Genomic DNA, 26092 nt, shown 5'->3' with positions numbered 1-26092 from the left:
TAATTTATTAGAATAAAATACTAAAAAAGTAATAGATGGAGAAGGGAACATAAACAATATGCAAAGTTTTTATTATCATTAAGTGAAGTTTTAAAAAACAAGAGAAACAGCTTTGCGCTGAATTAGCATAATTAGGTATGGAAGCTGTTTATCTTGTAACAAAACAGGATCTATGATTGATTGCATACAGGATGCAAAAAGGCGAGGGTTAAGGCCACTGATACACCAGGACAAATGCCTCTTCTGTAGCAAATTCAGTATTTGGCTTAATGCTTGCTGCAAGCAGATACTTAGCAGAATCAAACGATATAGTAAAAAGCGGGAGCTGGAAACTATTAATGTCTCAAGGAAAAAAGCATAAAGGGAGCAGCAATGGATGTGTTACCTAATTTACAATTGGCACAATTAAAAAATGTGTTCTGCTCCAATCATATTGGCGGAGCTACGGAGGAGTGCACTGATTGAATTAAGGAAAGCGTAAAAAATTATTGGATTATATTGTGATATAGGGCTATTCATATAGTAAAACAATAAGAAAAATACATCATAACCGCTGATTTGTGTTTTTTTTCAGAAAAATGGCTATTTTGCTATAATAATCTGCTCGATATTGTCGATAAACTTAATAACACTTATTTTTAAAAGGGGCAATATTTAATATGAGGAGAAAAAATAGTATGAAAAAAAAGAAAGGAGTAAATTTACTATCTGTTAAATTTCACAAACTTTCAGATTTATCGCTGCGCAAAAAACTGCTTATCTCATTTTTGATTATTTTATTGGTTCCAAGCATCATTATTGGTGCAGTTTCTTTTTATAGCGCCAAGCAGAAACTTGAAAATAATATGTTTCTCTCTGCACAGCAAAGTGTGGCCTTCATTCATACTGAAATCAAGAATATTATGGAGGCAAAAGAGCAGGATGCCACTTTTTTGGCGAATAATATTAATGCCAGTATGCTGGATGGAAATCAAGAAGAAATTCAAAGGATTTTCACCCAATACTTAGGACAAAATCAAAATGTTTTTGGGGTGTATTTTGCAAGAGAAGATGGGGAAATGTTCCTGAATGCAAATCAAAATATACCAGAAGGCTTAGATCCGCTAAAGGAAAACTGGTATCAGCAAGCTATAAAGGCAGATGGAGAAATTATTATGCTGCAGCCTCGTGAAGATGGTCGTACAGGCAACTCCATTGTGACATTTGCAAAAACTACATATGATAAAAAAGGTGTTATTGGGATAGACCTTAAACTAAGTTCATTAAAGGATATGATTCGTGGCTCTAAAATTGGGAAAGAAGGATATTTGACTTTATTGGATAAATCAGGAAAGTATATGTACCATCCACAAGTAACCTCAGGGATAAAGCCAAAAGAGGCTGCATGGCATAAAAAAATCTACAGTAAAGAAAAAGGATCCGTAAGTTTCAGTGAAAAAGGCAAAGATAAAGTAATGTTATTTGAAACAGATAAAGATACAGGATGGAAAATTGCAGGGGTTATGTACAATTCTGAAGTTACTCAGGCTTCTTCCAATATATTTATTATGACGGCCATTGTGATAGCGGTATCCATCATTATTGGCGGGGCACTTATTTTTATTATAATTAAATCGATTATAGCTCCATTACAAAAGGTAACAAACAGTGCTAAAAAAATCAGCAATGGTGATTTAACAGAAACAATTGTTTATGCAGGGAATGATGAAATTGGTGAGCTTTCCAAGAGTTTTGCAGAGATGCAGAACTATTTGAAAATGCTTATTGGGCAATTAAACGCAAGCATGGAACAGGTAACATCTTCTTCCGAACAACTTTTGGCAAGTGCTGAGCAAACGTCAGCAGCCTCTAATCAAGTAAGCAATGCTGTACAGCAAATAGCTAGTGATGCAGAAGGAATAACAGATAAAATGATAAGTTCCAATCATTCTTTAGAAGAAATTTTAAAAGGTGCTCTTCAAATTGCAGATAGATCTGTTAATGTTGCTGCTTTATCGAAAGAAACAGTCACATTAGCAGAAGATGGCGGAGAATTCGTTGCTCAAAATCTTCATCAAATGAAGTTTATCAATAAATCAGTAAAGCAGTCCAATGCAGTAATCCATTCTCTTTCCAATCGCTCAAAGGAAATCGGCAAGATAATAGAAGTAATCCACTCTATTTCCAATCAAACGAATCTATTGGCATTAAATGCAGCAATTGAATCTGCCAGAGCAGGAGAACATGGAAAAGGATTTTCAGTAGTAGCAAATGAAGTGAGAAAATTAGCAGAACAGTCTCAAGAATCAGCTAAGCTAATATCTTCTTTAATTGCAGAAATTCAACAGGATACAGAGCATTCTGTCCAAATAATGAGCAAAGTTTTAATAAATGCAGAAGATGGTTTATCTATTTCAGAAGCTACTTCCAATAAATTTGCTCAAATTATTAGAAGTACAAAAGAAATTGGTCCGCAAATTGAGGAGATATCTGCTACTGTACAGCAAATGTCAGCAGGCCTCCAAGAAGTGACATCCCAATCAGGCGAAATCGTGTCCATTGCCTCTCTTAATGCAGAAAGTGCAGAAGAAGTAGCGGCAGCATCCCAAGAACAGCTTGCATCAATGGACGAGATTTCTCATTCGGCTAAAGCATTAACCTTAATGGCAGAAGAATTGATGATTATCGTTAATATGTTTAAAAAATAGTTTTTAAAGTTCTCATCGATTGTTTTTAAAACAACAGCTTTGCATTCTTGTCTCATTTGTTAGAAGGCATAAAAATATTCGCTTTGTGAAAAAGTAAAAATCGTTCGACTAACACCCATTATGAAAAAAGAGGCAAAATTGCCAAGAGTGCATTCGCGGCGAGTGTCTCTTTTTTTTATAATGTTCAGTTCATTGGATACTTTAATAATTGACAATCAATCTTTCCGCCATATAATTAGGTTACTTACCTAATTAAAAAAGGAGGCATGATTTAAATGAAGGAAAAAGCGCAACAATTATTGCATTCATTAAGGGAATTTCGAAAACTTACCCATATTCATTTCTCCTTTAATGGTTATAAAAGAAGCGAGATAATTATGCTGTTTATTATTCATCAAGAAAACAATAAGAATGAAAAGGAGATAACCATCTCGCAACTTAGTTCAGCATTGAAAATAACTTCTCCATCGGTTACACAAGTAATTAATGTTTTAGAAAAAGATGGGGTGGTTAAAAGGGTCAATGATAAAGATGACGGCCGTATTGTGCGAATAGCTTTAACGGAAAAAGGAGCTGACTTAACAAAAGAAATCCTCCACAAGATAGAAGAAAAGTATACTCATCTTGTTCAATATTTAGGAGATGAAAAAAGTGACATGTTTATTAGCTTATTGCATGAAGTAAATGATTATTTTGTTAACAACAAGTGGGATGAAACAAATTAAAAAAGACTGGAGCATTTAAAATGAATAAGCTGCTGCGCGAATTAACTAAGTATCGTATAGGAATTATTATTGTTCTTGTATTAACATTGTTTCGAGCTTTTTCAGAACTTTATTTGCCAAATTTAATGTCAGATATCGTGGATGTGGGCATTATGGAAAACAATAGAAGCTATATGCTGCAGCTAGGTGCATGGATGATTGCTATAGCAGCATTTGGAACTGTCTGCGCTATTCTGTCTAGCTATTATTCAGCACGTATTGCAGCAGGATTTGGCAGGGATATTCGAGAAAATATGTTCCAAAAGGTGGAGAGTTTTGCACTGGAAGAGGTAAACAGCTTAGGAACATCTTCTTTAATTAATAGAACAACAAATGATATTAATCAAGTGCAGCAAGTAACGATTATGATATTAAGAATGGTTGCCTTTGCTCCAATGATGTGTATTGGAGGCATTATTATGGCTGTAAGCAAAAATGCAAAATTATCGTTAGTTTTTGTTGTAGTCATACCAGTATTGGCACTTGTCATTTTTTCTATTATGAAAAAAGGAGTTCCATTGTTTAAATTATTGCAAAAAAAGCTTGATCAGTTAAATAGTGTGTTAAGAGAAAATTTAACAGGCCTTCGAGTAATTCGTTCCTTTAATAAAGAAAAATATGAACAGAAGCGGTTTTGGCAGGCGAATAAAGATTTGACAGAAACAGCGCTTCATGTCAATAAAATTATGGCAATTACAATGCCCATTATGATAGTTGTTATAAATATATCAACGGTTGCAATCATATGGTTTGGAGGCGTCCAGGTAGATCAAGGTATGATGCAAGTAGGCGATATTATGGCATTTATTCAGTATGGCATGCAAATTATGTTTTCTTTAATGATGGTAAGCATGATTTTTGTGATGATGCCTCGTGCATCTGCATCTGCAGAGAGAATTAATGAAGTGCTGCACATGCCTGCAAGCATAATAGATGAAGACAGTGGAGATCAAAAGCCAATAAAAGGAGAAATTGAATTTAAAAATGTTGTATTCTCTTATCCTCAAGCGGAAAAGCCAGTGCTTGAAAATCTATCTTTTAAAATAAAACCAGGTCAAACAACAGCTATTATTGGTGGAACTGGCTCGGGAAAATCGACTATATTAAATTTGATTGCACGATTTTATGATATACAAGCAGGAGAAATTCTGATTGACGGCATTAATATTAGGGAATTTAAACAAGATGCACTCAGACAAACATTAGGTTTTGTTCCTCAAAAAGCTGTCTTATTTTCAGGGACGATTGCAGAGAATATTCGTTTCGGCAAAGAAGATGCAACAGATGAAGAAGTAGACAAAGCATTGGATGTTGCTCAGGCAAAAGAATTTGTAGCAAATTTCAGTAAAGGAATAAATGCACCAATTTCACAGGGGGGAACTAATGTTTCTGGTGGACAGAAGCAGCGGTTATCGATTGCTAGAGCACTTGTGAGAAAACCGCTGATGTATCTTTTTGATGATAGTTTCTCTGCATTGGATTATCGTACAGATGCTGCACTTCGCAACGCCTTACAGAAAGAAATTGGCGATGCAACAATAGTTATCGTAGCTCAAAGGGTATCAACCATTAAAGATGCGGATCATATTATTGTGCTAGAAGATGGGAAAATTGCAGGAGTCGGCACCCATCATCAACTTGTGGAAACATGTGAAGTGTATAAAGAGATTGTTTATTCACAAGGCGTTATGGAGGAAACGGTATGACAAAAGGTCAAGGAAATAACAAATCCCCTATTATTCCATCAAGAGGACATGGCGGCCCTAATCATATGCCTGTCAGAAAAGCGAAAGATGCAAAAGGAACCTTAAAGAGACTTGCAGTGTATTTAGGGAAATATAAAATCCAATTGTTTTTTGTAGTAATTGCAGCAATATTAAGCACGGTTTTTTCTATATTAAGTCCCAAAATTTTGGCTAAAGCAATTGATCATTTATTTGAAGGTCTTGTTGCAAAGTCAAAAGGAGTACCAGATGCAGCCATTGATTTTACTGCTATTGGAAAGATACTGCTTCTTCTGGTTGGATTATATATTATAAGTGCATTATTTACGTATATTCAACAACTTATTATGGTTGTCATTTCACAAAAAACAGTTTTTGAGCTAAGACAAGATGTGCAGAAAAAACTAGAAAAAATGCCTTTAAAATATTTTGATCAAACCCCTTATGGAGAAACCTTAAGCCGGGCGATAAATGATATTGATAATATTAATAATACGCTGCAGCAAAGTGTAACACAGTTAATTACATCTGTTGTTACATTTATAGGAGTAATTATTATGATGTTAACAATAAGCCCAATATTGGCGCTTATTTGCTTTTTGACAATTCCATTGAGTATTTTTGTTACCATCAAGATCGCCAAACGTTCTCAAATTCAGTTTAAAAATCAGCAAGCAACACTGGGTAAAATAAATAGTCATGTAGAGGAGATATTTACAGGCCATCAAATGGTAAAAGCATTTGGGCATGAACAAAAAGCCATTGCTAAATTTAATGGCATTAATGACAAATTATATGAATCCAGCTGGAAATCTCAGTTTATTTCTGGATTAATTATGCCACTAATGACATTGATTAATAATTTGGGATATGTCCTTATTGTTGTAATCGGAGCAATTTTTGCAGCATCCGGGCGTATTACAGTCGGTGATGTACAAGCATTTATCCAATATGCACGACAGTTTTCTCAACCAATTACGCAATTGTCGAATATATCTAATATCATTCAGTCCACCCTTGCATCTGCTGAAAGAGTATTTGAGCTGTTAGATGAAGAAGAAGAAATAAAAACAACTTCATCAGCTAAAGCGATTGACTTTCCAAAAGGCGCTGTCCGCTTTGATTCTGTTTATTTTAGCTACAAAAAAGAAGAAGAATTGATTAAAAATTTATCCCTTTCTATTAATTCAGGACAAAAAGTTGCAATTGTTGGACCCACAGGTGCTGGAAAAACAACGTTAGTCAATTTATTAATGCGTTTTTATGAAATAGACAGTGGGACCATTTCTATTGATGGAATAAATATACAGGATATGGATCGTGGACATTTAAGAAGCATGTTTGGAATGGTGCTTCAAGAAACTTGGTTGTTTAAAGGATCCATTCGCGATAATATTGCTTATGGAAAAGAAGATGCAAAAGAAGACGAAGTTGTGCAGGCGGCAACGCTTGCCAATGCTGACCATTTTATTCGAACATTGCCAGATGGCTATGACACAATTATTAATGAAGAAGGAACAAATATTTCCCAAGGGCAAAAACAATTGCTTACAATAGCAAGAGCGCTGCTTGCCAATCCCACCCTGTTAATTCTTGATGAAGCAACAAGCAGTGTAGATACAAGAACAGAAGCGCAGATTCAGGAAGCTATGGCAGAATTAATGAAAAATAGAACTAGTTTTGTCATTGCACACAGGCTTTCCACTATTAAAGATGCGGATATGATTTTAGTAATGAAAGAGGGCATGGTGATAGAACAAGGCTGTCATGATGATCTGTTAGCGAAACATGGTTTTTATGCAGATCTCTACTATAGCCAGTTTGCTGGTGCCCAAGCTAATTAGAAGAGTGGATAATCCACTCTTCAGGCTGCTGAAAAACGTTCTCTTTTTATCACTCCCCTTTTCTGCGGTGCTCCTTACCCCAAAACGGTAACTCCGCTCCTCGAAAAGGGGAGTTTCTCGATGGCCATGCTTTGTCATTCAGTCTAAATTTTCCCTTGCCAATTTTTTTAACACTTTTTATTTTACTTGATTGAAATGATTAAATAACTGATTATTCCAAAAAACAAAAAAGAATTTTTAAGTTTAATACCTGCTTTTTTGGTGAAAATAAAAGCGAGTATTAAGCTTTGACAAAAGCCTATTTATTATAATATGATAGCAATTGCTGACAAGACATATCGGAATTTGGAGGAATTACAATATGAGGAAATTAAGTATAATGATTCTATTATTATTGAGCTTATCCTTTGTACTGGCTGCATGCGGCACAAAAGAAGAATCGGATAAGTCCAATGGTGCAGATACAAAAAATGATTTATTGGCAAAAGTAAAAGAAAATGGCAAATTAGTTGTGGGAACGGAAGGAACATATCCTCCATTCTCTTATCATGATGATAATGGCAAATTAACTGGTTTTGATGTGGAAATATCAGAAGAAGTGGCAAAACGCCTTGGCGTTAAGGCAGAGTTTAAAGAGACTCAATGGGATGCAATGTTTGCAGGATTAGATGCAAAACGTTTTGATATGATTGCAAACCAAGTAGGAATAAATGATGAAAGAAAAGAAAAATATTCTTTTTCTGATCCTTATATATCTTCTTCGGCTGTTCTAATTGCAAGAAGCGATTCGGATGTAAAAAGCTTTGAAGATATAAAAGGCTTAAAGGCAGCACAATCTTTAACAAGCAACTATGGAGAAATGGCGAAATCATATGGAGCAGAATTAGTTGGTGTTGATGGGTTTAACCAATCGGCAGAATTATTAAATTCTAAGCGAGTAGATGTAACGATTAATGATAAATTATCCTTCTTAGATTATAAAAAGCAAAAGCCAAATGCTAAGATTGAGATTGTGGATTCGGCTGATGATGTTTCACAAAGTGGATTAATGTTCCGAAAAGATAATGATACACTAGTTGATGCAGTGAACAAGGCGTTAAAAGAAATGATTGATGATGGTACTTACACAAAAATTTCTGAAAAATGGTTTGGTGAAAATGTTCTTAAGTAATATATTTACAGACCCGGATCTGCTTGAAAGATATACGGAGATTGCTCAGAGTTCCCTTCTGCCTTTGCTGAAGGGAGCGTTTTTTAATACGATACCATTATCCATCATTTCCTTTATTATTGGTCTTATAATAGCGATTTTTACTGCACTTGCAAGAATGTCTGATATTAAAGTGCTTCAATATATAGCGAGAATTTATGTTTCCATCTTTAGAGGAACGCCATTATTAGTGCAGCTGTTTATTATATTCTACGGTTTGCCTAATTTAAATATCATTATTGATCCATTTCCTGCAGCTGTTATTGGGTTTTCTTTGAGTGTAGGAGCTTACGGGTCAGAAATTGTCCGCGCTGCTATCCTTAGTATTCCTAAAGGGCAGTGGGAAGCTGGCTATTCTATTGGCATGAGCTACAGCCAAAACTTAAAAAGAATCATTTTACCGCAAGCGGCCAGAGTTTCCTTGCCGCCTTTATCTAATACATTTATTAGTTTAATTAAAGATACATCCCTTGCTTCCATGATTTTAGTAGTAGAAATGTTTCGTGTGGCACAGCAAATAGCCAGCACAAATTATGAGTTTTTGCTGTTGTATTCGGAAGTAGCCTTGCTTTATTGGATCATTTGTTTTCCGCTTACGATCATTCAGCAGCATATCGAAGAAAGGCTAAGTAAACATTTGGAGAAATAAAGGGCAGCAATCCTTTTTGAAAGGAGCATAACATGATATCCATAAATGGCTTGTCCAAACATTTTGGACAATTAGAAGTATTAAAAGACATAAGTTTGGAAGTGGAAAAAGGAAAGGTAATTGTAGTTGTTGGCCCATCAGGATCAGGAAAAACAACAATGCTGCGCTGTTTAAATCTACTCGAGATTCCGACTTCAGGAAAAATAGCAATCCAAGATCAAACGCTGGATTTTTCTAAAAAAGTTGGACAGAAGGAAATAAATGCTTTTCGAAAATTAACTGGCATGGTTTTTCAAGGCTATAATTTATTTCCACATAAAACAGTTCTTGAAAATGTAATGGAGGGACCAGTAGTCGTAAAAAAAGAAGCCAAAGCTATTGCTGAAAAAAGGGCCGAACAATTGTTGTCAAAAGTTGGTTTAGGAGATAAAGTGGGTTTTTATCCACATCAGCTTTCCGGAGGACAACAGCAACGTGTAGGCATTGCACGAGCATTAGCGATGGAACCAGCAGTTATGTTATTTGATGAGCCAACTTCTGCTCTTGATCCAGAATTAGTTGGGGAAGTATTAAAGGTAATGAAAGAACTTGCTAAAGAAGGCATGACGATGATTATTGTGACACATGAAATGAAGTTTGCTAAAGAAGTAGCAGATGAGGTCATTTTTATGGATGGTGGCTATATTATAGAAAAAGGAAATCCCGCTGCTATTTTTACAGCTCCAAAAGAACAAAGAACCAAACGATTTTTACAATTAATCCAAGAATAAAAAGGAGCCTGCCATTTAATCAGGCCTTTTGTTTTATAGAAAATAAAAAAAGAGGAAGTCAGCATACCTCAATCGGAATGTTAACTCCTCTTCAACAAAAGGGGGAATTACACTTTGTAGTTACAGTGTAGTCTCTTTTTTTATTTTTTATACATAATAAATGTAAATTTTTTAATCTCCTCTAATTTTCCTATGAATCACTTCGTCTTCTAATAGGTTTAAAAAGGAAAGTGTGATTCCGGCAAGTAGCGCAGCTAGGGTGTATACTGTAAAACCTGTAAGGATATAGCAAATAAAAGTGCTGAAAAAGGTCCAAATCATACAGTATTGAACAGCAGATAAAATAAAAAGGTTTTTCACTTTGTTACCTTCTTTCCATTTTCCTTTATAGTATACTCATTTAATCTTTAATAAACATATGACAAGATAAACAAGAATAGAAGATAGAACAAAAAAGATACATGACTTTTTGCAGTGAAATGCCCCTTTTTTTAAAAAAAAAGGATAAGCCCACACTTTTTCTGAAAAATTACATATCTAATAAGTATAAAGGATAGCTTGTATTACCTTCCAGAAAGTAATTGCAAGCTACTCTTTATACCGTAACCCCATAACCTCCTCTCATTTTAAGGCATAGTTCTTAGGAACTATGCCTCTTTTTTTATTGATAATAAACTGAATTTTTACATTTTATAAGTAATCCCAAAAATAAAAAAGCTATTAATTTAATAATCAACTTTATAAAGGAAAAATAAAGCCGATACATGTAATATAAAAAAGAGAAAAAATTTCTCATTAAGAAAAAAATTAGTTATAATATCCTATAAAAAGGTGAGGACGGTATGATTTATGAGTAAAAAGACTCTGTTTGCAAGCTTGAATATAAAACTAATACTTGTTATTATTCTTGCTACTATGATTAGCACCCCTATCTCCATTTATTTGAACGAAATAATGAGGAACGCACAGGTGTTTCGCCCTGAACTCAGCATGTTTATTAATACTATTATTAATTTAATTATTACAACATTGATTGCATCCTTTTTTATTCATCGAATTATTCTTCGTCCGATAAAAAAATTGCTGTATTCCACAAAAGAAATAAGAGAAGGCAATTTGAACATTGAAATGAAGAAACAATCAAATGACGAAATTGGCATGTTGACGGAAGAATTTATTCTAATGAAAAACTCCATTAAAAATCTTGTTGTAAAAGTAAACGAAACATCTGAATATATTACTTCTTCTGCGGAAGTATTATCAGAAAATACGGTTAGCACAAGCCATGTTTCAGAACAAATTTCCTCTGCTATTCAAAGTGTTGCAGCAGGATCTGAAGAGCAAACAAATGGCATGGAAATTATTGTAGAGTCTGTTGCAGTGGTGAATAGTGAAATTAAAGAAATTGCAAAAAGTACAGAAGAAATGGCTAAATCGTCCAATGCTGCCATTGTAAAAGCAAAAGAAGGACAAGAAGTGGTAGAAAGCACCGTAAAACAAATGAGCCTTATTCAAAATTCTGTTAAAGAATCGAATAGCTCTATTGCTTTATTGCAGGAGCGTTCACAAGAGATTGGGCAATTTTTAAAAGTAATTACGGAAATTGCCGATCAGACAAATTTACTTGCATTAAATGCTGCCATTGAAGCAGCACGTGCTGGAGAAGCTGGAAAAGGCTTTGCTGTTGTAGCAGAAGAAGTAAGAAAGTTGGCAGAGCAATCCAACCAATCAGCAAAACAAATTGCTGTACTAGTAAATGAGATTCAAAAAGATACACTTACCTCTGTTAAAACTATGAAACGAGTGACAGAGGAAGTAAAAGATGGGATTAATATTACTAATAATACAAAAGAGAAATTTAATCTTATTTCTGATTCTATGTCCGATATGAGCCATCAAATGGATAGTGTGCTTCAGGCCACAAATAAAATATCGATTAATATTATGGAGGTTGCAGGGTCTGTAGACCAAGTAACAAGCATTGCGAAAGAAAACAGCCAAAATTCTATCAATGTTTCTGCATCTTCTCAAGAACAATTAGCAGCAATGGAGGAAATAACAAGCTCAACCAAACAGCTTGCTCAAATAGCAGATGATTTAGTTGCTTTAACAAAAGGTTTTACTATTGACAGATAAAAAAGAAGAGGATTTTCTTAATAGAAGTCAATTTATAATCAGCTTATTGTTTGAATCATGCATTTTTCAGCAATGGCAGAATAAATGAAGCAAAATTTATTAAAAAGGTACAAATATAAATGGCGACTAATAATCAGTGGAGGTTCCATCCCTGCTGACGTTGCCTCAGGACTTTCTAGCAGGTTTTTACTCAGAAAGTTTCTGCCAGCCTAGATTTCCCGTTTTTACTTGTCATCTTGAGCTAGGGGGCAAAAGCCCGTTAATGCCTCATAAAATAGTTGCATATATCAGGTAGACGGTCTAACATATGTAGACAGTCTACCTTTTTTTTGTGATATGCTAAAGAAACTGTTATTTGGAAATAGATAAGGCATAATAGTTTTTAATAAGGATGCTTTTCTGATAATGGGTGTACAATTGATTAATAATAAACCTATGCTTGAACTACCTACCACTTACCTAACGCTTGAAGTGGGGATTTTTACGAACACCAGTGTATCCACTAGTTATGAAGTAGACTTTATTACCCGTAGTCCTACGGTGAAAACTTACAAAATCCTGTACGCTGACTCACCGCGTTTTCTACACTTTAGCTTGGTTTTCGCCACTTCGGTATGCATGGTTGCTTAGAATATAGAAAATTTTACCTAGCAGATGTTTTTCCTGCTAGAACTTCATATCTCCGTTTATTCATTGGGTTACTCTCTTCTTATTTCTTGAAGTAGGAGTCTTTCTGTCGGGAATGATAAAAAAGAGCTTAAATGTTTGGAAAGCTTTAATTTTATTTTACAATTACATCACTTGTATATTAAATTTAAGTTAAATAAATGTCGAAAGTTGTTATTTAGTAAAAATACAAATATAATGAAGAATTGAATAAATGCTTAATGTATCAATGGACAAAAAATTTGCTGCCTTGTGTGATTACTTTGGATTAAATGGCAGTAAGTATAATAAGATTTCACTTTAATCCTGTAATTTTTTCAAGGAGTAATGTATAAATGAACCGTAATCAAAATAATTCAAAAATAGATTTTAGTCTTGTGCTTATATTGATGCTGCTTTGTCTTGCAAGTTGTGTTGCTATTTTTAGTGCGCAAAGTACTGGACAATACAATGAAAACTTTTTAATCAAACAAATTTTTTGGTATGCCGTAGGGGTTGCTATTATTGCAGGGGTTATCTCTTTAGATTCTGATCAATTAAAAAAGATGGCATGGTATGCATATGGATTTGGCATATTTCTTTTGCTGCTGTTAATTGTTGCCCCTGAAAGTATCGCAAGAGAAATAAATGGAGCAAAAAGCTGGTTCCAGCTTCCAGGTATTTCCCTTCAGCCCTCTGAGTTTGTTAAGGTGTTTATTATTTTGGCTCTTTCGAGAATTATCGTGGAACATCAAGAAAAATACTTAGCGAAAACGATAAAAACAGATTTATGGCTGCTAATAAAAATCGTGAGCATTACTTTTTTCCCCCTTATTTTAGTGATGCAGCAGCCAGATTTGGGAACTTCCCTTGTTTTTATTGCTATTATGCTTGGAATGATTTTTGTATCAGGGATAACTTGGAAAATAATAGTGCCTTTATTTATGGGGGGTGCCTCATTTGGAGCGGGAATCTTATACCTAGTAGTGTGGCAGCCGGATTTATTGGAAAAATACTTAGGAGTGCAAGAATATCAATTTGGACGCATTTACTCTTGGCTGGATCCTTACAATTATCAAAGTTCTACGGGATATCACTTAACGCAATCATTATTGGCAATTGGTTCAGGAGAAACGGCTGGAAAAGGAATGGGTACAAGAGATGTATATTTGCCAGAGAGCCATTCTGATTTTATATTTAGCGTAATTGGAGAGGAATTTGGTTTTATTGGTGCAAGTGTGCTAGTTAGTTTATTTTTTCTTCTTATATATCATATTACAAAAGTTGCTTTAGAAACAAAAAATTCTTTTTATACATGCATTTGTGTCGGGGTTATCAGCGCCATTACTTTCCATGTATTTCAAAATATCGGCATGACAGTTGGAGTATTGCCGATTACAGGAATTCCATTGCCATTTATTAGTTATGGAGGAAGTTCTTTGATGGGAAATATGCTGGCCATGGGATTAATTTTCTCTATACGTTACCACTATAAAAAATATATGTTTTCAAATGGAGAATAAAGTGAAATTTTTCTCAGTGAAGGGGCTCCATCCGTCTGGTTTTTTGTAATTTTAATGTAGGAGATGGGGTCAGCTAATGCGTGATAGAGTTTAAAAGCTGGATAAAGTGCATAAGCAATAGAGGAATTTCTTGGCGCAAAAAATAACCTGTCATGTGACAGGTTATTTTTTTACTTATCTACTTGTTTCCTTTGGGTGAGGGGGAAGGAAACAGTCGATATAAAATAATTTTAATCAAACGATATTGATAATCATTATCAATTGATTTAATATTATAATAAATTATAATATGTGTTGTGTCAATCTTTATTTTTATAAATTTTTAGTGGAGGAAAAAATGGAAGAATTTCAAAAAAAATTTGCTGGATTGTTATCTGACTATACAGAGCTACTATTGGGACAACAAAACGAGGAACTTCAAACAAAAGTAGAAATTTGGATGCTTTATTCGCATATGGCAAAATCTATGCCTAGTTTAGTGAAACATTGGAATAAGGAGTTTCCAGAAGGCAAGCAGGAAATCATGAACATCATAGCAGAAATTAAAAAAATCAATGAAAAACAAAAACAAAATAAATAACAAAACATATGCTACTAAGAGGTCTGGACAATCTTTTTATGCATGCAGTAAATTTTTCTAATCGAAATTGTTAATAATCAGTGGACTAAAAAACACTAAGCCCACTGATTACCTGTTTGTTTTATTACGCATTAATGGGCTTTTGCCTCCCTAAGGGATTACGAGAGAAAGCAAGAAATCTAGGTGGGCAGAAGCTTGCCCGTAAAAGCCTAATTGAGTTTCCCTTTATTGAACTGTTGATGAACTATAAGGAAATTGATTAGCATATCCTTTGAATTGTTGGTAAGACTTCTGCATATTTTGTTGTTCTGCAGGCTCTAATTTATACCAGCCTTTTTGGAACATCACAGTATATAATTCCCTTTGCATATTTTGTGTTTCTGTAAAAATTGCTAATAAATCTTGATATAGTGCTTGATGGCTTGCTTCATTTAAAGCAGTGGAATAAGAAGCAGTCATATACTTTTCTGTCGCCAATAAATCATTAATAAAATCTCTGTCATTCATTTGTGGTGTTTTAGGTACTTGTGTTTCTGGATTTTGAATGGGTTGTTGGTTCATCAGTTTCCCTCCATAACTAATTCAAACAATTATTGCTGTTGATGAGTGCCACTGTTGAAAGGTTGTTGAGCATTTAAATGAGAAATTATCTGTTCATAATGTTTTTGATGCATTTGTCCACATTTTTCTAGATGGGACTTTATTGTTTGATCTTTTGTATTGGCAGCAAAAAAATGTGCTTTTTTCATTGCAAGTAAATTCCATGAAAGCATGTCTGTCAAGTACAGAGAGTCTTTTACGGTTATGGCGGCTGGCGGCTGCATCATTATATTTGTATTTTGCACAGCAGAATGTGCTGTTTGCTGCATAGTAATTTCCTCCAATCGAAATGGTTTGGAATATTTATTATTTTTTATACTGATTATTTTGGCTGTTTACTTTTCCTCCACCATCGTTTTCAACTGTTGGTCCAGCATTCCCTTTTACACTTGCTGCACTTACGCCAGCTTTTGATGGATTTTTTTTCACTCTAGGCATTGATGTCACCTCCTACACTTACACATAGTAGCCTTTCCTATCTCAAAACTTTTAATGAATTAAATCATCATTTACCATAAGTTTTCAAATAAAAATGATAAAAATGTGGACAAAAAAACAGGCAGGATATAAGAAAATATCGTATATAAATATAAAAAGGTAAATTTATGATGCATAAAATAGGCGAATATTGTTTATTTTGAAAAATTATAAAAAATGAGAGGGAGGAAAAAAATGAGTGTGATAAAGCAAGCCGTTGTTATAGGAGCTGGCGTAATGGGAGCATCTATAGCGGCTCAATTAGCAAATGCCGATATTCCTACACTGCTTCTTGATATAATTCCTGATGATCTTTTAGAAAAACAGAATAAATTGCGCTCCCAACTGGATACTGATAGCAGAAATCGATTAGCGAATAAAGCAAAAAAAAATTTAATCAATCAAAAACCTAGCCCAATTGTTTCTTTGCAAAAACTTTCTTTAATAGAAACCGGAAATATAGAAGACGATTTATCTAAAATATCAAAGGCAGACTGGATTATTGAAGCAATTACAGAAGATATAGAAGCAAAAAGATCATTGCTTCAAAAGATAGATGATTTCAGAAAAAAAGGATCAATTGTAAGCAGCAATACATCAGGCATTTCCATTGAAACGATGATGAAAAATTGTTCAGAAGACCTTCAAGCGCATTTTTTGGGTACACACTTCTTTAATCCCCCACGCTACATTACTCTTTTAGAATTAATAGCAACTCCTAAAACGAATCCGGCTGCCCTACAAAAATTCAAAGAATTTGCAGAAAAACAATTAGGGAAAAATGTAATCCTTACAAAGGATACTCCTAATTTTATCGCAAATAGAATCGGTGCCTATGCATTTTTAACAATAGTAAAAGTAATGACAAAGTCAAAGCTGTCAATTCCAAAAGTAGATGAATTAACTGGGAAGTTAATTGGACGCTCTAAAAGTGGAACATTTCAAACATTAGATTTAGTAGGATTAGATACATTTTCATATGTCGTAAAAAATATTCGGGAAAGGTCTTCCGATCAAAGGGAAAAAGATTTTTATATCATGCCTTCTTTTATGGAAGAAATGATTCAGCACAATATGTTAGGAAGAAAAACAGGAAACGGTTTTTATAGAAAAACCAAAAAAGGAATAGAGGCACTTGATTATCAAACCATGCAATACAAAAGGGTAGAAAAAAAGAAACTGCCAGAAAAAGAATTGCAGAAGTTTATTTATGAGGACAGCCGAGATGCAAAGTTTTTATGGGAAAGCATCATGCCATTTCTATTATACAGTGCTGCTTTATTAGGTGAAATAGCAGATACCATTTACGAGATAGATGAGGCTGTAAAACTGGGCTTCAATTGGGAAAAGGGGCCATTTGAAATATGGGATAGTATTGGATTGGTTAAAAGCATAACAAAGTTAAAGTCTGAAACTATTGAGGTTCCAAATTGGATAACCGAAATGATAGAAAACGGAGAACATGTTTTTTATAAAAAAGAAGAGGAAGCACTCACCTATTACAATAAGGGAACGTATGAGCCAGTTCAAAAGGATGCCTACCAAATAGATGTACAGGAGAAAAAAAGACAAAATGGCATAATAGCCAGAAATAATAGTGGAACGCTTTTTGATATTGGTGATGGAGTAGCTATGCTTGAACTTCATGCCAAACATAATGTAATTGGAATGGATGCAATTGAGATGTTAGAGGAAGCCGTTAGAGAAGTCGAACAAAATTCTTCGTTTAAGGGATTGGTTATCGGCAGCGGAGGAATGAATTTTAGTGTAGGAGCAAACCTGGCATTGCTCTTAATGGAAGCACAGTCAGAAGATTATTTGGAAATTGAACTAGTTGTGCAAAAATTTCAAGAGGCCATGATGAAAATAAAATATGCGAAAAAGCCGATTGTTTCAGCACCATTTGGCAATACCTTGGGAGGAGGTGCTGAAATTTGTTTAGCTTCTTCTTATGTTCAAGCATTACAAGAAACTTATATTGGATTAGTGGAGACAGGGGTAGGGCTAATTCCTGGAGGCGGGGGAACAAAAGAACTGTATATAAACTCATTAAAAGAAGTAGATTTGCTTCAAGAGGAAGCATTAATAAAAACAGTCAGAGAAGTATTTTTCACTGTTTTTACAAGTAAAGTAGCTACTTCCGCAGAAGAGGGAAAAGAATGGAAACTGCTTAATAAAAAGGATCAAATTACGATGAATAAACGCTATTTAATTTATGACGCAAAACAAATGGTGCTTAAACATTCTGCTTTGTATAATCCGCCGGAAAAAAGCAAAGTGGTTGTTGCTGGCAAACTAGGATATGATTTGTTAAAAAGGGAATTATCTAAGTTAGCAATAGCAGGAAGAATCTCATCTTATGAACAAATAATCGGCGAAAAATTAGCCTTTGTTTTAACGGGAGGAAATTTGCCCTTTAAGTCAGAAGTAGAGGAAGCTTATTTGCTGCAATTGGAAAGATCAGCATTTATGGAGCTGATTCAAGACAAAGAAACACAAAAACGAATGCTTCATTTATTGCAGCTAGGAAAAATATATCAAGAGAAAAAGAAAGATACTTCCCCTGCTGACTAAAATTTTGTTTGATAAAAATAAGATAACTGTGACGGAGTGATAAGATTGAAAAAGGGCGGAAGCTTTTTAACAGAAGAAACAAAAGAAATGGATATTTTTACACCAGAAGATTTCACGGAAGAACATTGGATGATTGGAAAGATGACAACAGATTTTGTGGATAAAAAAGTTATGAAAAATCTAGCTGCAATGGAAAACCACGATTTTAAGCAAGTGGTGGAATTGTTGAAAGAAGCGGGAGAGTTAGGCCTTTTAAGTGGTGATATCCCAGAGGAATTTGGCGGATTAGGATTAGATAAAATAAGTTCTGCCATTATTTCAGAAAAGATGTCTATTGCAGGAGGGTTTTCTGTCACTCATGGCGCACATATTGGCATAGGTTCTCTTCCTATTGTTTTATTTGGGAATCAGGAACAAAAGGAAAAATATTTGCCCTATTTAGCAACTGGAGAAAAAATAGCAGCATATGCATTAACGGAACCACAAGCAGGGTCGGATGCCATGAGCATTAGAACAACTGCTGCTTTAAATGAAGCAGGCACCCATTATATTCTAAAAGGGGAAAAACAGTGGATTACAAATGCTGGAATCGCTGATGTTTTTACTGTATTCGCAAAAATAGATGGAAAAGATTTTTCCGCCTTTATCATAGAAAGAGAATTTGAAGGATTTTCTATCGGCAAGGAAGAAAATAAGCTCGGCATAAAAAGTTCCTCCACTTGTGCATTAAAGTTTGACCATGTAGCTGTCCCTGTAGAAAATTTGCTTGGAGAAAAGGGAAAAGGACATATTATTGCATTAAATATTTTAAACATTGGCCGCTTTAAATTAGGCGTCGGGGCAGTTGGTGCAAGCAAAGAAGCAATCAAAAAGACAATCTCCTATACAAATAATCGTATCCAGTTTCATACCCCAATTACTCAATTTCCACTAACAAAAGAAAAGTTAGCCACAATGTCTGCTTATTTATATGCAGCAGAAAGTTCTGTTTATAGAACTGCCGGATTAATCTCCACTAGTATGAGTACATTGCCGCATGATGCTGATAGAAGATTAGTAGCTTCTGCTATAAATGAATATGCGATTGAATGCAGCCTAAATAAAGTATTCGCTTCGGAAGTGCTTGATATGATTGTGGATGAATGTCTGCAATTGCATGGAGGAAACGGATTTATGGAAGGGTATGATATAACGAGGATGTATCGTGATGCTAGAATAAATCGTATATTTGAAGGTACAAATGAGATTAATCGATTATTAGTTCCAGCTACCCTTTTAAAAAAGGGAATAAAGGGAGAACTTCCATTATTGCAAGCTGCTAAAAATCTAGAACGACAATTGCTGACACTGCTCCCGGCTGACCCTGAAAAGTCCGTTTTAGCACAAGAAAAAATGTTTATGGAAAACGGAAAAAAAATAGCATTGCTTTTACTTGGCTTAACCGCTCAAAAATTCGGCCGAAAATTAGAAAATGAACAAGAAATACTTGCCAATCTATCAAATATTATTATGATGGTCTACAATATGGAGTCTGTGATATTACGAACAGAAAAAGGCATAAAGAGAGGAGAAAACAAGGAAGGGCAAAAAATACTCTATACAGAAATCTATTGTGCAGAAGCATTTCAACAAATCAACTCTGAAGCAATAGAAATATTGGCAAATATGGAAAGTGGAGATGATCTTCGCTTGCTGCTTGCAACTTTAAAAAAGCTGACAAGGCATTTGCCAAAACCAATTATTTCCTTAAAAAGAAAAGCAGCAGAGGAAATAATAGCGAAAAAACAATATATTGTATAATAAGGATAAATCTGAAGAAAAAGACAAATTATTTCCATTAAATTTGTCTTTTTTTATAGACTGTTTTTGTGGTAATTGTTCGTTGGATAAATTGGAATTTTAGAGACAAGTTTCTGTCAGGATTTTTTGTTTCCTTTTGGAAGCTAACATCAGTTAAATAGAGACAAATTTATTTGCTGAAAAACAACTTTACGAACAGAGTCTTTTTATATGGAAAAAAACTTTTATGGGAAAGTGGCCTGACAATAATTTTAGCCATCAATTTATAAATATGATCATTTTTAGGTTTATTCTCTATTATGATTTTGAGGAAAAATATGATAATATGCAAGTATATGTAATGAAATTCAACAAAAAATAGGTGATAGAATGAAAGTTGCATTTTATTGGTATCCAAAATGCGGTACATGCAGAAAAGCTAAAAATTGGCTTGATGAAAACAATGTAGCATATGAAGAAGTACATATTGTAGAAAATCCTCCTTCCCGCTCTACATTGGAAGAGCTGTATAAAAACAGTGGAGTGGAATTAAAGAAATTCTTTAATACAAGTGGTCAAAAGTATCGGGAGCTTGGGTTGAAGGACAAAGTAAAAGAAGCATCAGACGCTGAGCTATTAGATGTACTAGCATCAGACGGCATGCTGATCAAACGTCCATTAATTACAGATGGAAATAAAGTAACACTTGGGTTTAAAGAAGAAGAATTTAAAGAAAGTTGGAATAAATAAAGCCTGCTTTTTTTAATATAATAATATTATTTGGAGGGACTTGTATATGAGCATACCAAAAGATTTACGATATTCAAAAGAACATGAATGGGTAAAAGTAGAAGATGAAAACGCCCGTATTGGTATTACATATTTTGCACAATCAGAATTAGGGGACATTGTGTTTGTTGAACTTCCTGAAGTCGGCGATGATGTTGTTGCAAACGAGCCATTTGGAAGTGTTGAATCAGTTAAAACGGTATCCGAATTATACGCTCCAATCAGCGGCAAAGTAGTGGCAGTGAATGAAGATTTAAGCGATAATCCAGAGTATGTTAATGAATCACCATATGAAAAAGCATGGATGGTTTTGATTGAACCTACTAACAAAGAGGATATTGACGGACTGATGAATGCAGAGCAATATGGGGAAATGACAAAAGAACATTAATAAAGAGAAGGAGTTGTCCTAAAACATGAACGAAAACTTCGACATTCATAGTAAGCATAAATAAAGCTGAAAGGAGTGGGAAGAATTCGTGCATGAATGGATCAGCTCCTTTTTTTATCCAGAAAAAGAATAATGGTGTGAAAATTCAGAAAAATAATCAAAAGTACTTTCCCTCTTGTTTTATATATGATAAAGTTGAATTCAATACTTCCATTTAGGTGATCAGAGATGAGCAAAATAATCATTGTTGAAGGCAAATCAGATAAGTTGAAAATTAAAAATATTATTAGAGAGCCAATTGAGATTATTTGTACAAATGGAACGATCGGTGTATCAAAGCTGGATGCATTAATAGATGAATTATTTGATAAAGATGTTTATATCTTAGTAGATGCTGACAAATCTGGTGAAAAGTTAAGAAAACAATTCAGAAAAGAAATGCCTGAAGCAGAACATTTATATATTGACAAAATGTATAGAGAAGTTGCCTGTGCACCAACACATCATCTGGCTACGGTTCTATTGCATGCGAATATTGATGTTTTCCCGGAATACTTAGATTTAAGGATGAATTAGAAATGAATAATTGGCCGATAGAACAAATAAATAGTGTTATATCAGGAGAAAAGGAACAGGCTTTTATGCTTTATTTGTATACACCTCTTTGCGGGACATGCCAGGTTGCCTCAAAAATGCTGACTGTTGTGGAAGCTATGGTGAAAAATGGAGTGTTTGCAAAAATTGATTTAAATTATTATCCGGCACTTGCAGAAAAATATGAGGTGGAGAGTGTTCCATGTCTGTTAATATTTAAGGAAGGAAACTTGCTGGAGAAAAAATATGCATTTCATTCGGTTCCTTATTTATTAGAAGAAATTCAAAAATATACATAATAGTTTTGTTAGCTGATGCCCTTACTATTCAGCTGGAATGGAAAACCGCCTTTTTTGTAAAAGGCGATTTTTTTAGCTAGACAGTTATCCGGCATTTTGTTTCTCTGTTTAAGGGCTGATAAAAAAAGGAATCTAGGCGAGCAAAAAATGCCCGTGAAGTCCTGATAGAAAAGAACATGTAAACATCCAAGTTCTGGACAACGCTGAGTGACTCATAATCCATCCTTTCTCAATTGGGGATGGAGAAAACCTTCACTGATTGTTAGTTTTACTTTATACAAATCGACATGGAAGATAATAGTATGACATTTCTCGGGAAATATATGGACGGAATTATTACTAACTTTACTTGCCTTATTTTAAGAAAGGCGTTTTATTTTAAAATAAGCGGAAAATTGACAAACTTCAACAAATTGTGCAATAAAGCGCTTATTTTGTCTAAATAAAAATAATAGGGATTCTGCTTTTTAAAAAGGGTTTTAGATAGAAGGAAAGAATACATTATAAAAGATATAGGGAGGATGAAAAGAAGGAGGGTATATTTATGCATCAACTAGTAAAGCGATTGATAGATAATTTAAATAAAAGTAATGCAATAAAACCGCTGCTTTATAAAAAAACATTTATTTTATTGGTAAAATGTGAGGAAGAACATTATTGTATTCAATTAAAAAATGTTCAGTTTCATCTTGTAGAAAAATTGGAATGTAAGCCAGATATTGTATTAGAAGGCTGCAGGAAAGGTTTGCAGGCGATATTGCTGGGCAAAACATTATTGCGTGAGTCAAAAAAAAGCCAAGATATTTTTATTACCTCTAATTTTCGAAAAGTATTAATGTTAGAGTCCCTTTTTTATTTAGGAAATCTACATGATGCAGCTGCTGAATAATTGGAGTCTTTTGCAAAGTGCCTTTAGAACATCTTTGTTTTAATCATAAAGTATATTCTTATATAATTAAATATATGGGATAATGAAAATATAATGTACGCTGCGGTATAGCCAGTGTATTTTTTTTGCCTATTCAAAAAGAATGTAAGGGTATTTTTTTTGTTCACTAAAAATTCAGAAAAAATATTATATTAAAAAATGCTGAAAATAGGATTGACACTTTCTTTACGAACATGTTAAAGTACGTCTAACGAATAATTTCGACAAAAATTCTTTTAATTATATAGTTGCTCTTATCAAGAGAGGTGGAGGGATGTGCCCGATGAAACCCGGCAACCGTCAGCGAAAAATGCTGATATGGTGCCAATTCACACAAAGCAATTGTGCTTTGATAGATGAGAGAAAGGTAACAGATTATCATGCCTTTCTGCTCATAATGTGCAGAAAGGTTTTTTTTGTTGAAAAAAGGATGAAGTTTTTGACTCTATCCAATAATATATAAAAATAATAATGGGATTTTTATTAGCATAAATATATTTTTTGTGAAAAAGCAGGTGGGAATATGATTCATATAAATAGGGTAAAAAAAATATACCCTTCTAAAAATGAAGAAGTAAGAGCGGTTGACAATGTGGATTTGGAAATTAACCAAGGAGAAATATTTGGAGTTATAGGTTATAGCGGCGCTGGAAAGAGTACACTAATACGCATGTTAAACGGCTTGGAAATTCCAACAGAAGGCTCTGTAACCGTTGCAGGTCATGAAGTTTCAAAAATAAAAGGAAAAAAATTAAGACAAGCAAGACAAGAAATAAGCATGATTTTTCAGCATTTTAACTTGCTGTGGTCTAGAACAGTTAAAGAAAATATTAGTTTTCCTCTTGAAATTGCAGGGGTGAAAAAGGCAGATAGAGATAAAAAAGTCGATGAGTTAATTAAGCTTGTTGGGTTAGAAGGAAGAGAAAATACTTATCCATCTCAACTAAGCGGTGGTCAAAAACAAAGAGTTGGAATTGCCAGAGCTCTTGCAAGTGATCCAAAAGTTCTATTATGCGATGAAGCTACATCTGCTCTAGATCCCCAAACAACGGATGCTATTTTGGATTTACTAGTAGATATAAATAAAAGATTAGGGCTAACAATCGTTTTAATTACACATGAAATGCATGTAATCCGCAAAATATGCCATCGAGTTGCTGTAATGGAAAATGGAAAAGTAGTAGAAGCTGGCCCTGTCATCAATGTATTTAAACATCCGGAAGCAGAGATTACAAAACGTTTTGTACAACAAGTAATTGAGCCAGAAGAAACGAAAGATACCATTGAACATATTCTTGCGCAGTATACATCTGGAAGCATTGTGATGTTAGGCTTTGTCGGAGAAAATGCAGAACAGCCAATCATTACCAAGTTGATTCGCTCTTTTGATATAACAGTGAACATTATTCAAGGGAAAATATCCCCTACACAAAATGGTTCATATGGTACATTATATATCCATTTAGATGGAGCGGAAAAAGAACAAGCTCTTCAGTTTCTTCAATCAGAAGAAATTAGTGTGGAGGTGATTAAAAAATGATGACACACTTATTTCCAAATGTAGATTGGGAGAAAATGTGGCTGGCTACCCAAGAAACATTATATATGACGGGCATTTCCATTATCGCAACTTTTATTTTAGGACTTTTATTAGGCGTTATTTTATTTTTAACAGCTAAAGAAAATATGTGGAGCAACCCAGCCATCAATAAAATTATTAGTGCGATTGTAAATATTTTCCGCTCCATTCCTTTTATCATTTTAATCGTTCTATTAATCCCGCTCACCACGATTTTAGTGGGAAGCATGATTGGCGTTAATGCTGCATTGCCTGCTTTAATCATTGGTGCTGCGCCATTTTATGCTCGCCTGGTTGAAATAGGACTAAGGGAAGTGGATAAAGGGGTAATTGAAGCAGCAAAATCAATGGGAGCTAAACCATCCACTATTATATTTAAAGTGCTGCTTCCTGAATCGATGCCGGCGCTAGTATCTGGAATTACCGTAACTACTATTGCATTAGTTGGTTCTACGGCAATGGCTGGTGTAATTGGTGCAGGTGGGTTAGGAAACTTGGCATATTTAGAAGGTTTCCAGCGGGGACAATCAGATGTTACGCTTGTAGCAACCATCATCATTCTTATTATTGTGTTTATCATCCAATTTATTGGAGATTATATTACATCTAAATTAGACAAAAGATAGGAGAGAAAAAAATGAAAAAGTTATTTGCATTATTAGCAGTGTTTACTTTAGTGTTGGCACTTGCAGCTTGTGGAACAGCAAAAAAAGAAGACAACAATGCAGCAGAAAATGAAGATGGCAAAACAAAACTAGTTGTTGGTGCTTCTAATGTGCCGCATGCTGAAATTCTTGAAGAAGCAAAACCTCTTTTAGAGAAAAAAGGCATTGATTTAGAAATTGTAAAATTCCAAGATTATGTATTGCCAAATAAAGGGTTAGAATCAAAAGAATTGGATGCAAACTATTTTCAGCATATTCCTTACTTAGAACAGCAAATCAAAGACAACGGTTATGACTTTGTCAGCGCTGGAGCAATTCATATTGAACCAATGGCAGTATTCTCTAAAAAATATAAAAGCCTAGATGAACTTCCAAAAGGTGCAACAGTTATTTTCAGCAATTCTGTAGCAGAACATGGCCGTGTATTAGCATTGCTTGAAAAAGGCGGTCTAATTAAGCTGAAAGATGGCGTAGAAAAAACAGCTGCAACTGTAAAAGATATTGTAGAAAACCCTAAAAACATTAAATTTAAAGCAGATTATGAGCCTTCATTATTGCCGCAAATCTATAACAACAATGAAGGGGATGCTGTTGTCATCAATGCTAACTATGCATTAGATGCCGGCTTAAATCCTGTTAAAGATTCCATTGAAATCGAAGGAAGCGAGTCACCATATGCTAATATCATCACAGTTCGCAAAGGTGATGAAAATAATGAAAGCATTAAAACTTTAGTAGAGGTTCTACATTCTAAAGAAATTCAAGATTTTATTAACGAAAAATATAAAGGTGCAGTTGTTCCTGTCACTGAATAATATTTTTTGAAAAGAGCCTGCATTTGCAGGCTCTTTTATTTTGTCCACTATCGATTTTAATTCTTGTTTG

The 26092-nt window shown here is 34.2% G+C and carries 24 protein-coding genes and 1 riboswitch; of the genes, 20 read left to right on the top strand and 4 right to left on the bottom strand.

All coding sequences use genetic code 11. The annotated features are described in order from the left end of the window. Window positions 1-677: 677 nt before the first annotated feature. The 7 genes from NCCP28_RS13045 (at window position 678) to NCCP28_RS13015 (ending at window position 9648) form a co-directional block, all read left to right on the top strand. A complete protein-coding gene (locus NCCP28_RS13045; RefSeq protein WP_248561859.1) occupies window positions 678-2687 on the top strand; it encodes a methyl-accepting chemotaxis protein in 2010 nt (669 codons plus the stop codon). A gap of 275 nt (window positions 2688-2962) precedes the next feature. After that, window positions 2963-3412 carry a MarR family winged helix-turn-helix transcriptional regulator gene (locus NCCP28_RS13040; RefSeq protein ID WP_248561858.1) on the top strand — a complete coding sequence of 150 codons (450 nt, stop codon included), beginning with the start codon at window positions 2963-2965 and terminating at the stop codon, window positions 3410-3412. Between the two features lie 20 nt (window positions 3413-3432). Further along, window positions 3433-5157: an ABC transporter ATP-binding protein gene (locus NCCP28_RS13035; protein WP_248561857.1), complete on the top strand. Its 1725-nt coding sequence runs from the start codon at window positions 3433-3435 to the stop codon at window positions 5155-5157. Continuing rightward, window positions 5154-7019 carry an ABC transporter ATP-binding protein gene (locus NCCP28_RS13030; protein WP_375709406.1) on the top strand — a complete coding sequence of 622 codons (1866 nt, stop codon included), beginning with the start codon at window positions 5154-5156 and terminating at the stop codon, window positions 7017-7019. The genes NCCP28_RS13035 and NCCP28_RS13030 overlap by 4 nt, the downstream gene beginning before the upstream one ends. A 361-nt stretch (window positions 7020-7380) precedes the next feature. After that, window positions 7381-8190, top strand: coding sequence for an amino acid ABC transporter substrate-binding protein (locus NCCP28_RS13025; RefSeq protein ID WP_248561856.1), 810 nt, complete (start codon window positions 7381-7383; stop codon window positions 8188-8190). Then, window positions 8177-8878 (top strand): amino acid ABC transporter permease, encoded by a 702-nt coding sequence (locus tag NCCP28_RS13020; RefSeq protein WP_248561855.1) that lies wholly within the window; start codon window positions 8177-8179, stop codon window positions 8876-8878. The genes NCCP28_RS13025 and NCCP28_RS13020 overlap by 14 nt, the downstream gene beginning before the upstream one ends. Before the next feature lie 32 nt (window positions 8879-8910). Further along, window positions 8911-9648, top strand: a complete 738-nt coding sequence (locus NCCP28_RS13015; RefSeq protein WP_248561854.1) for an amino acid ABC transporter ATP-binding protein — start codon at window positions 8911-8913, stop codon at window positions 9646-9648. Window positions 9649-9819: 171 nt separating this feature from the next. On the opposite strand, the gene NCCP28_RS13010 is transcribed toward NCCP28_RS13015, so the two are convergent. Then, complete coding sequence (locus NCCP28_RS13010) at window positions 9820-10008, bottom strand: hypothetical protein (protein WP_248561853.1); 189 nt, start codon at window positions 10006-10008, stop codon at window positions 9820-9822. A gap of 489 nt (window positions 10009-10497) precedes the next feature. On the opposite strand from NCCP28_RS13010, the gene NCCP28_RS13005 reads away from it, so the two are divergent. The 3 genes from NCCP28_RS13005 (at window position 10498) to NCCP28_RS12995 (ending at window position 14532) form a co-directional block, all read left to right on the top strand. Next, window positions 10498-11784, top strand: a complete 1287-nt coding sequence (locus tag NCCP28_RS13005) for a methyl-accepting chemotaxis protein (protein ID WP_248561852.1) — start codon at window positions 10498-10500, stop codon at window positions 11782-11784. Window positions 11785-12785: 1001 nt separating this feature from the next. Beyond that, window positions 12786-13952 carry a rod shape-determining protein RodA gene (gene rodA / locus NCCP28_RS13000; protein WP_248561851.1) on the top strand — a complete coding sequence of 389 codons (1167 nt, stop codon included), beginning with the start codon at window positions 12786-12788 and terminating at the stop codon, window positions 13950-13952. Between the two features lie 337 nt (window positions 13953-14289). Further along, window positions 14290-14532 (top strand): DUF2573 family protein, encoded by a 243-nt coding sequence (locus NCCP28_RS12995; protein WP_248561850.1) that lies wholly within the window; start codon window positions 14290-14292, stop codon window positions 14530-14532. Between the two features lie 225 nt (window positions 14533-14757). Here the strand turns inward: NCCP28_RS12995 and NCCP28_RS12990 are convergent, their stop codons facing one another. Genes NCCP28_RS12990 through NCCP28_RS12980 form a run of 3 tightly spaced genes read right to left on the bottom strand, consistent with a single transcriptional unit; the run spans window position 14758 to window position 15570 of the window. After that, window positions 14758-15093: a spore coat protein gene (locus tag NCCP28_RS12990; protein WP_248561849.1), complete on the bottom strand. Its 336-nt coding sequence runs from the start codon at window positions 15091-15093 to the stop codon at window positions 14758-14760. Between the two features lie 29 nt (window positions 15094-15122). Continuing rightward, window positions 15123-15401 carry a hypothetical protein gene (locus NCCP28_RS12985; RefSeq protein ID WP_248561848.1) on the bottom strand — a complete coding sequence of 93 codons (279 nt, stop codon included), beginning with the start codon at window positions 15399-15401 and terminating at the stop codon, window positions 15123-15125. A gap of 37 nt (window positions 15402-15438) precedes the next feature. After that, window positions 15439-15570 (bottom strand): YuzL family protein, encoded by a 132-nt coding sequence (locus NCCP28_RS12980; RefSeq protein ID WP_101177314.1) that lies wholly within the window; start codon window positions 15568-15570, stop codon window positions 15439-15441. A gap of 234 nt (window positions 15571-15804) precedes the next feature. On the opposite strand from NCCP28_RS12980, the gene NCCP28_RS12975 reads away from it, so the two are divergent. From NCCP28_RS12975 to NCCP28_RS12930, 10 genes are all read left to right on the top strand, one after another. Further along, entirely contained in the window at window positions 15805-18183 is a 2379-nt protein-coding gene (locus NCCP28_RS12975; protein WP_248561847.1) for a 3-hydroxyacyl-CoA dehydrogenase/enoyl-CoA hydratase family protein, read from the top strand. Window positions 18184-18270: 87 nt separating this feature from the next. After that, complete coding sequence (locus NCCP28_RS12970) at window positions 18271-19983, top strand: acyl-CoA dehydrogenase family protein (RefSeq protein WP_248562193.1); 1713 nt, start codon at window positions 18271-18273, stop codon at window positions 19981-19983. Between the two features lie 369 nt (window positions 19984-20352). Then, on the top strand, window positions 20353-20712 hold the full coding sequence (locus NCCP28_RS12965; protein ID WP_248561846.1) for an arsenate reductase family protein: 360 nt from the start codon (window positions 20353-20355) through the stop codon (window positions 20710-20712). A gap of 46 nt (window positions 20713-20758) precedes the next feature. After that, a complete protein-coding gene (gene gcvH / locus NCCP28_RS12960) occupies window positions 20759-21142 on the top strand; it encodes a glycine cleavage system protein GcvH (RefSeq protein ID WP_248561845.1) in 384 nt (127 codons plus the stop codon). 228 nt (window positions 21143-21370) lie between these two features. Further along, entirely contained in the window at window positions 21371-21718 is a 348-nt protein-coding gene (locus tag NCCP28_RS12955; RefSeq protein WP_248561844.1) for a toprim domain-containing protein, read from the top strand. 2 nt (window positions 21719-21720) lie between these two features. Then, a complete protein-coding gene (locus NCCP28_RS12950; RefSeq protein ID WP_248561843.1) occupies window positions 21721-22035 on the top strand; it encodes a thioredoxin family protein in 315 nt (104 codons plus the stop codon). 544 nt (window positions 22036-22579) lie between these two features. Continuing rightward, the gene (locus tag NCCP28_RS12945) at window positions 22580-22924 is read left to right on the top strand and encodes a hypothetical protein (RefSeq protein ID WP_248561842.1); all 345 of its coding nucleotides are present in this window, start codon (window positions 22580-22582) and stop codon (window positions 22922-22924) included. A 290-nt stretch (window positions 22925-23214) separates the two neighbouring features. Continuing rightward, a riboswitch (SAM riboswitch) is annotated at window positions 23215-23326 on the top strand. A 160-nt stretch (window positions 23327-23486) separates the two neighbouring features. Further along, window positions 23487-24503: a methionine ABC transporter ATP-binding protein gene (locus tag NCCP28_RS12940; RefSeq protein ID WP_248561841.1), complete on the top strand. Its 1017-nt coding sequence runs from the start codon at window positions 23487-23489 to the stop codon at window positions 24501-24503. Further along, entirely contained in the window at window positions 24500-25168 is a 669-nt protein-coding gene (locus tag NCCP28_RS12935; RefSeq protein ID WP_248561840.1) for a methionine ABC transporter permease, read from the top strand. The genes NCCP28_RS12940 and NCCP28_RS12935 overlap by 4 nt, the downstream gene beginning before the upstream one ends. Before the next feature lie 11 nt (window positions 25169-25179). Next, entirely contained in the window at window positions 25180-26022 is an 843-nt protein-coding gene (locus tag NCCP28_RS12930; protein ID WP_248561839.1) for a MetQ/NlpA family ABC transporter substrate-binding protein, read from the top strand. Window positions 26023-26092: the final 70 nt, after the last annotated feature.

Origin of the sequence: Niallia sp. NCCP-28 (genome assembly GCF_023168165.1) — a bacterium.
Lineage (GTDB): Bacteria > Bacillota > Bacilli > Bacillales > Cytobacillaceae > Niallia.
The sequence above is the reverse complement of the archived record's forward strand: the minus strand, read 5'-3'. Positions and strand labels throughout refer to the sequence as shown.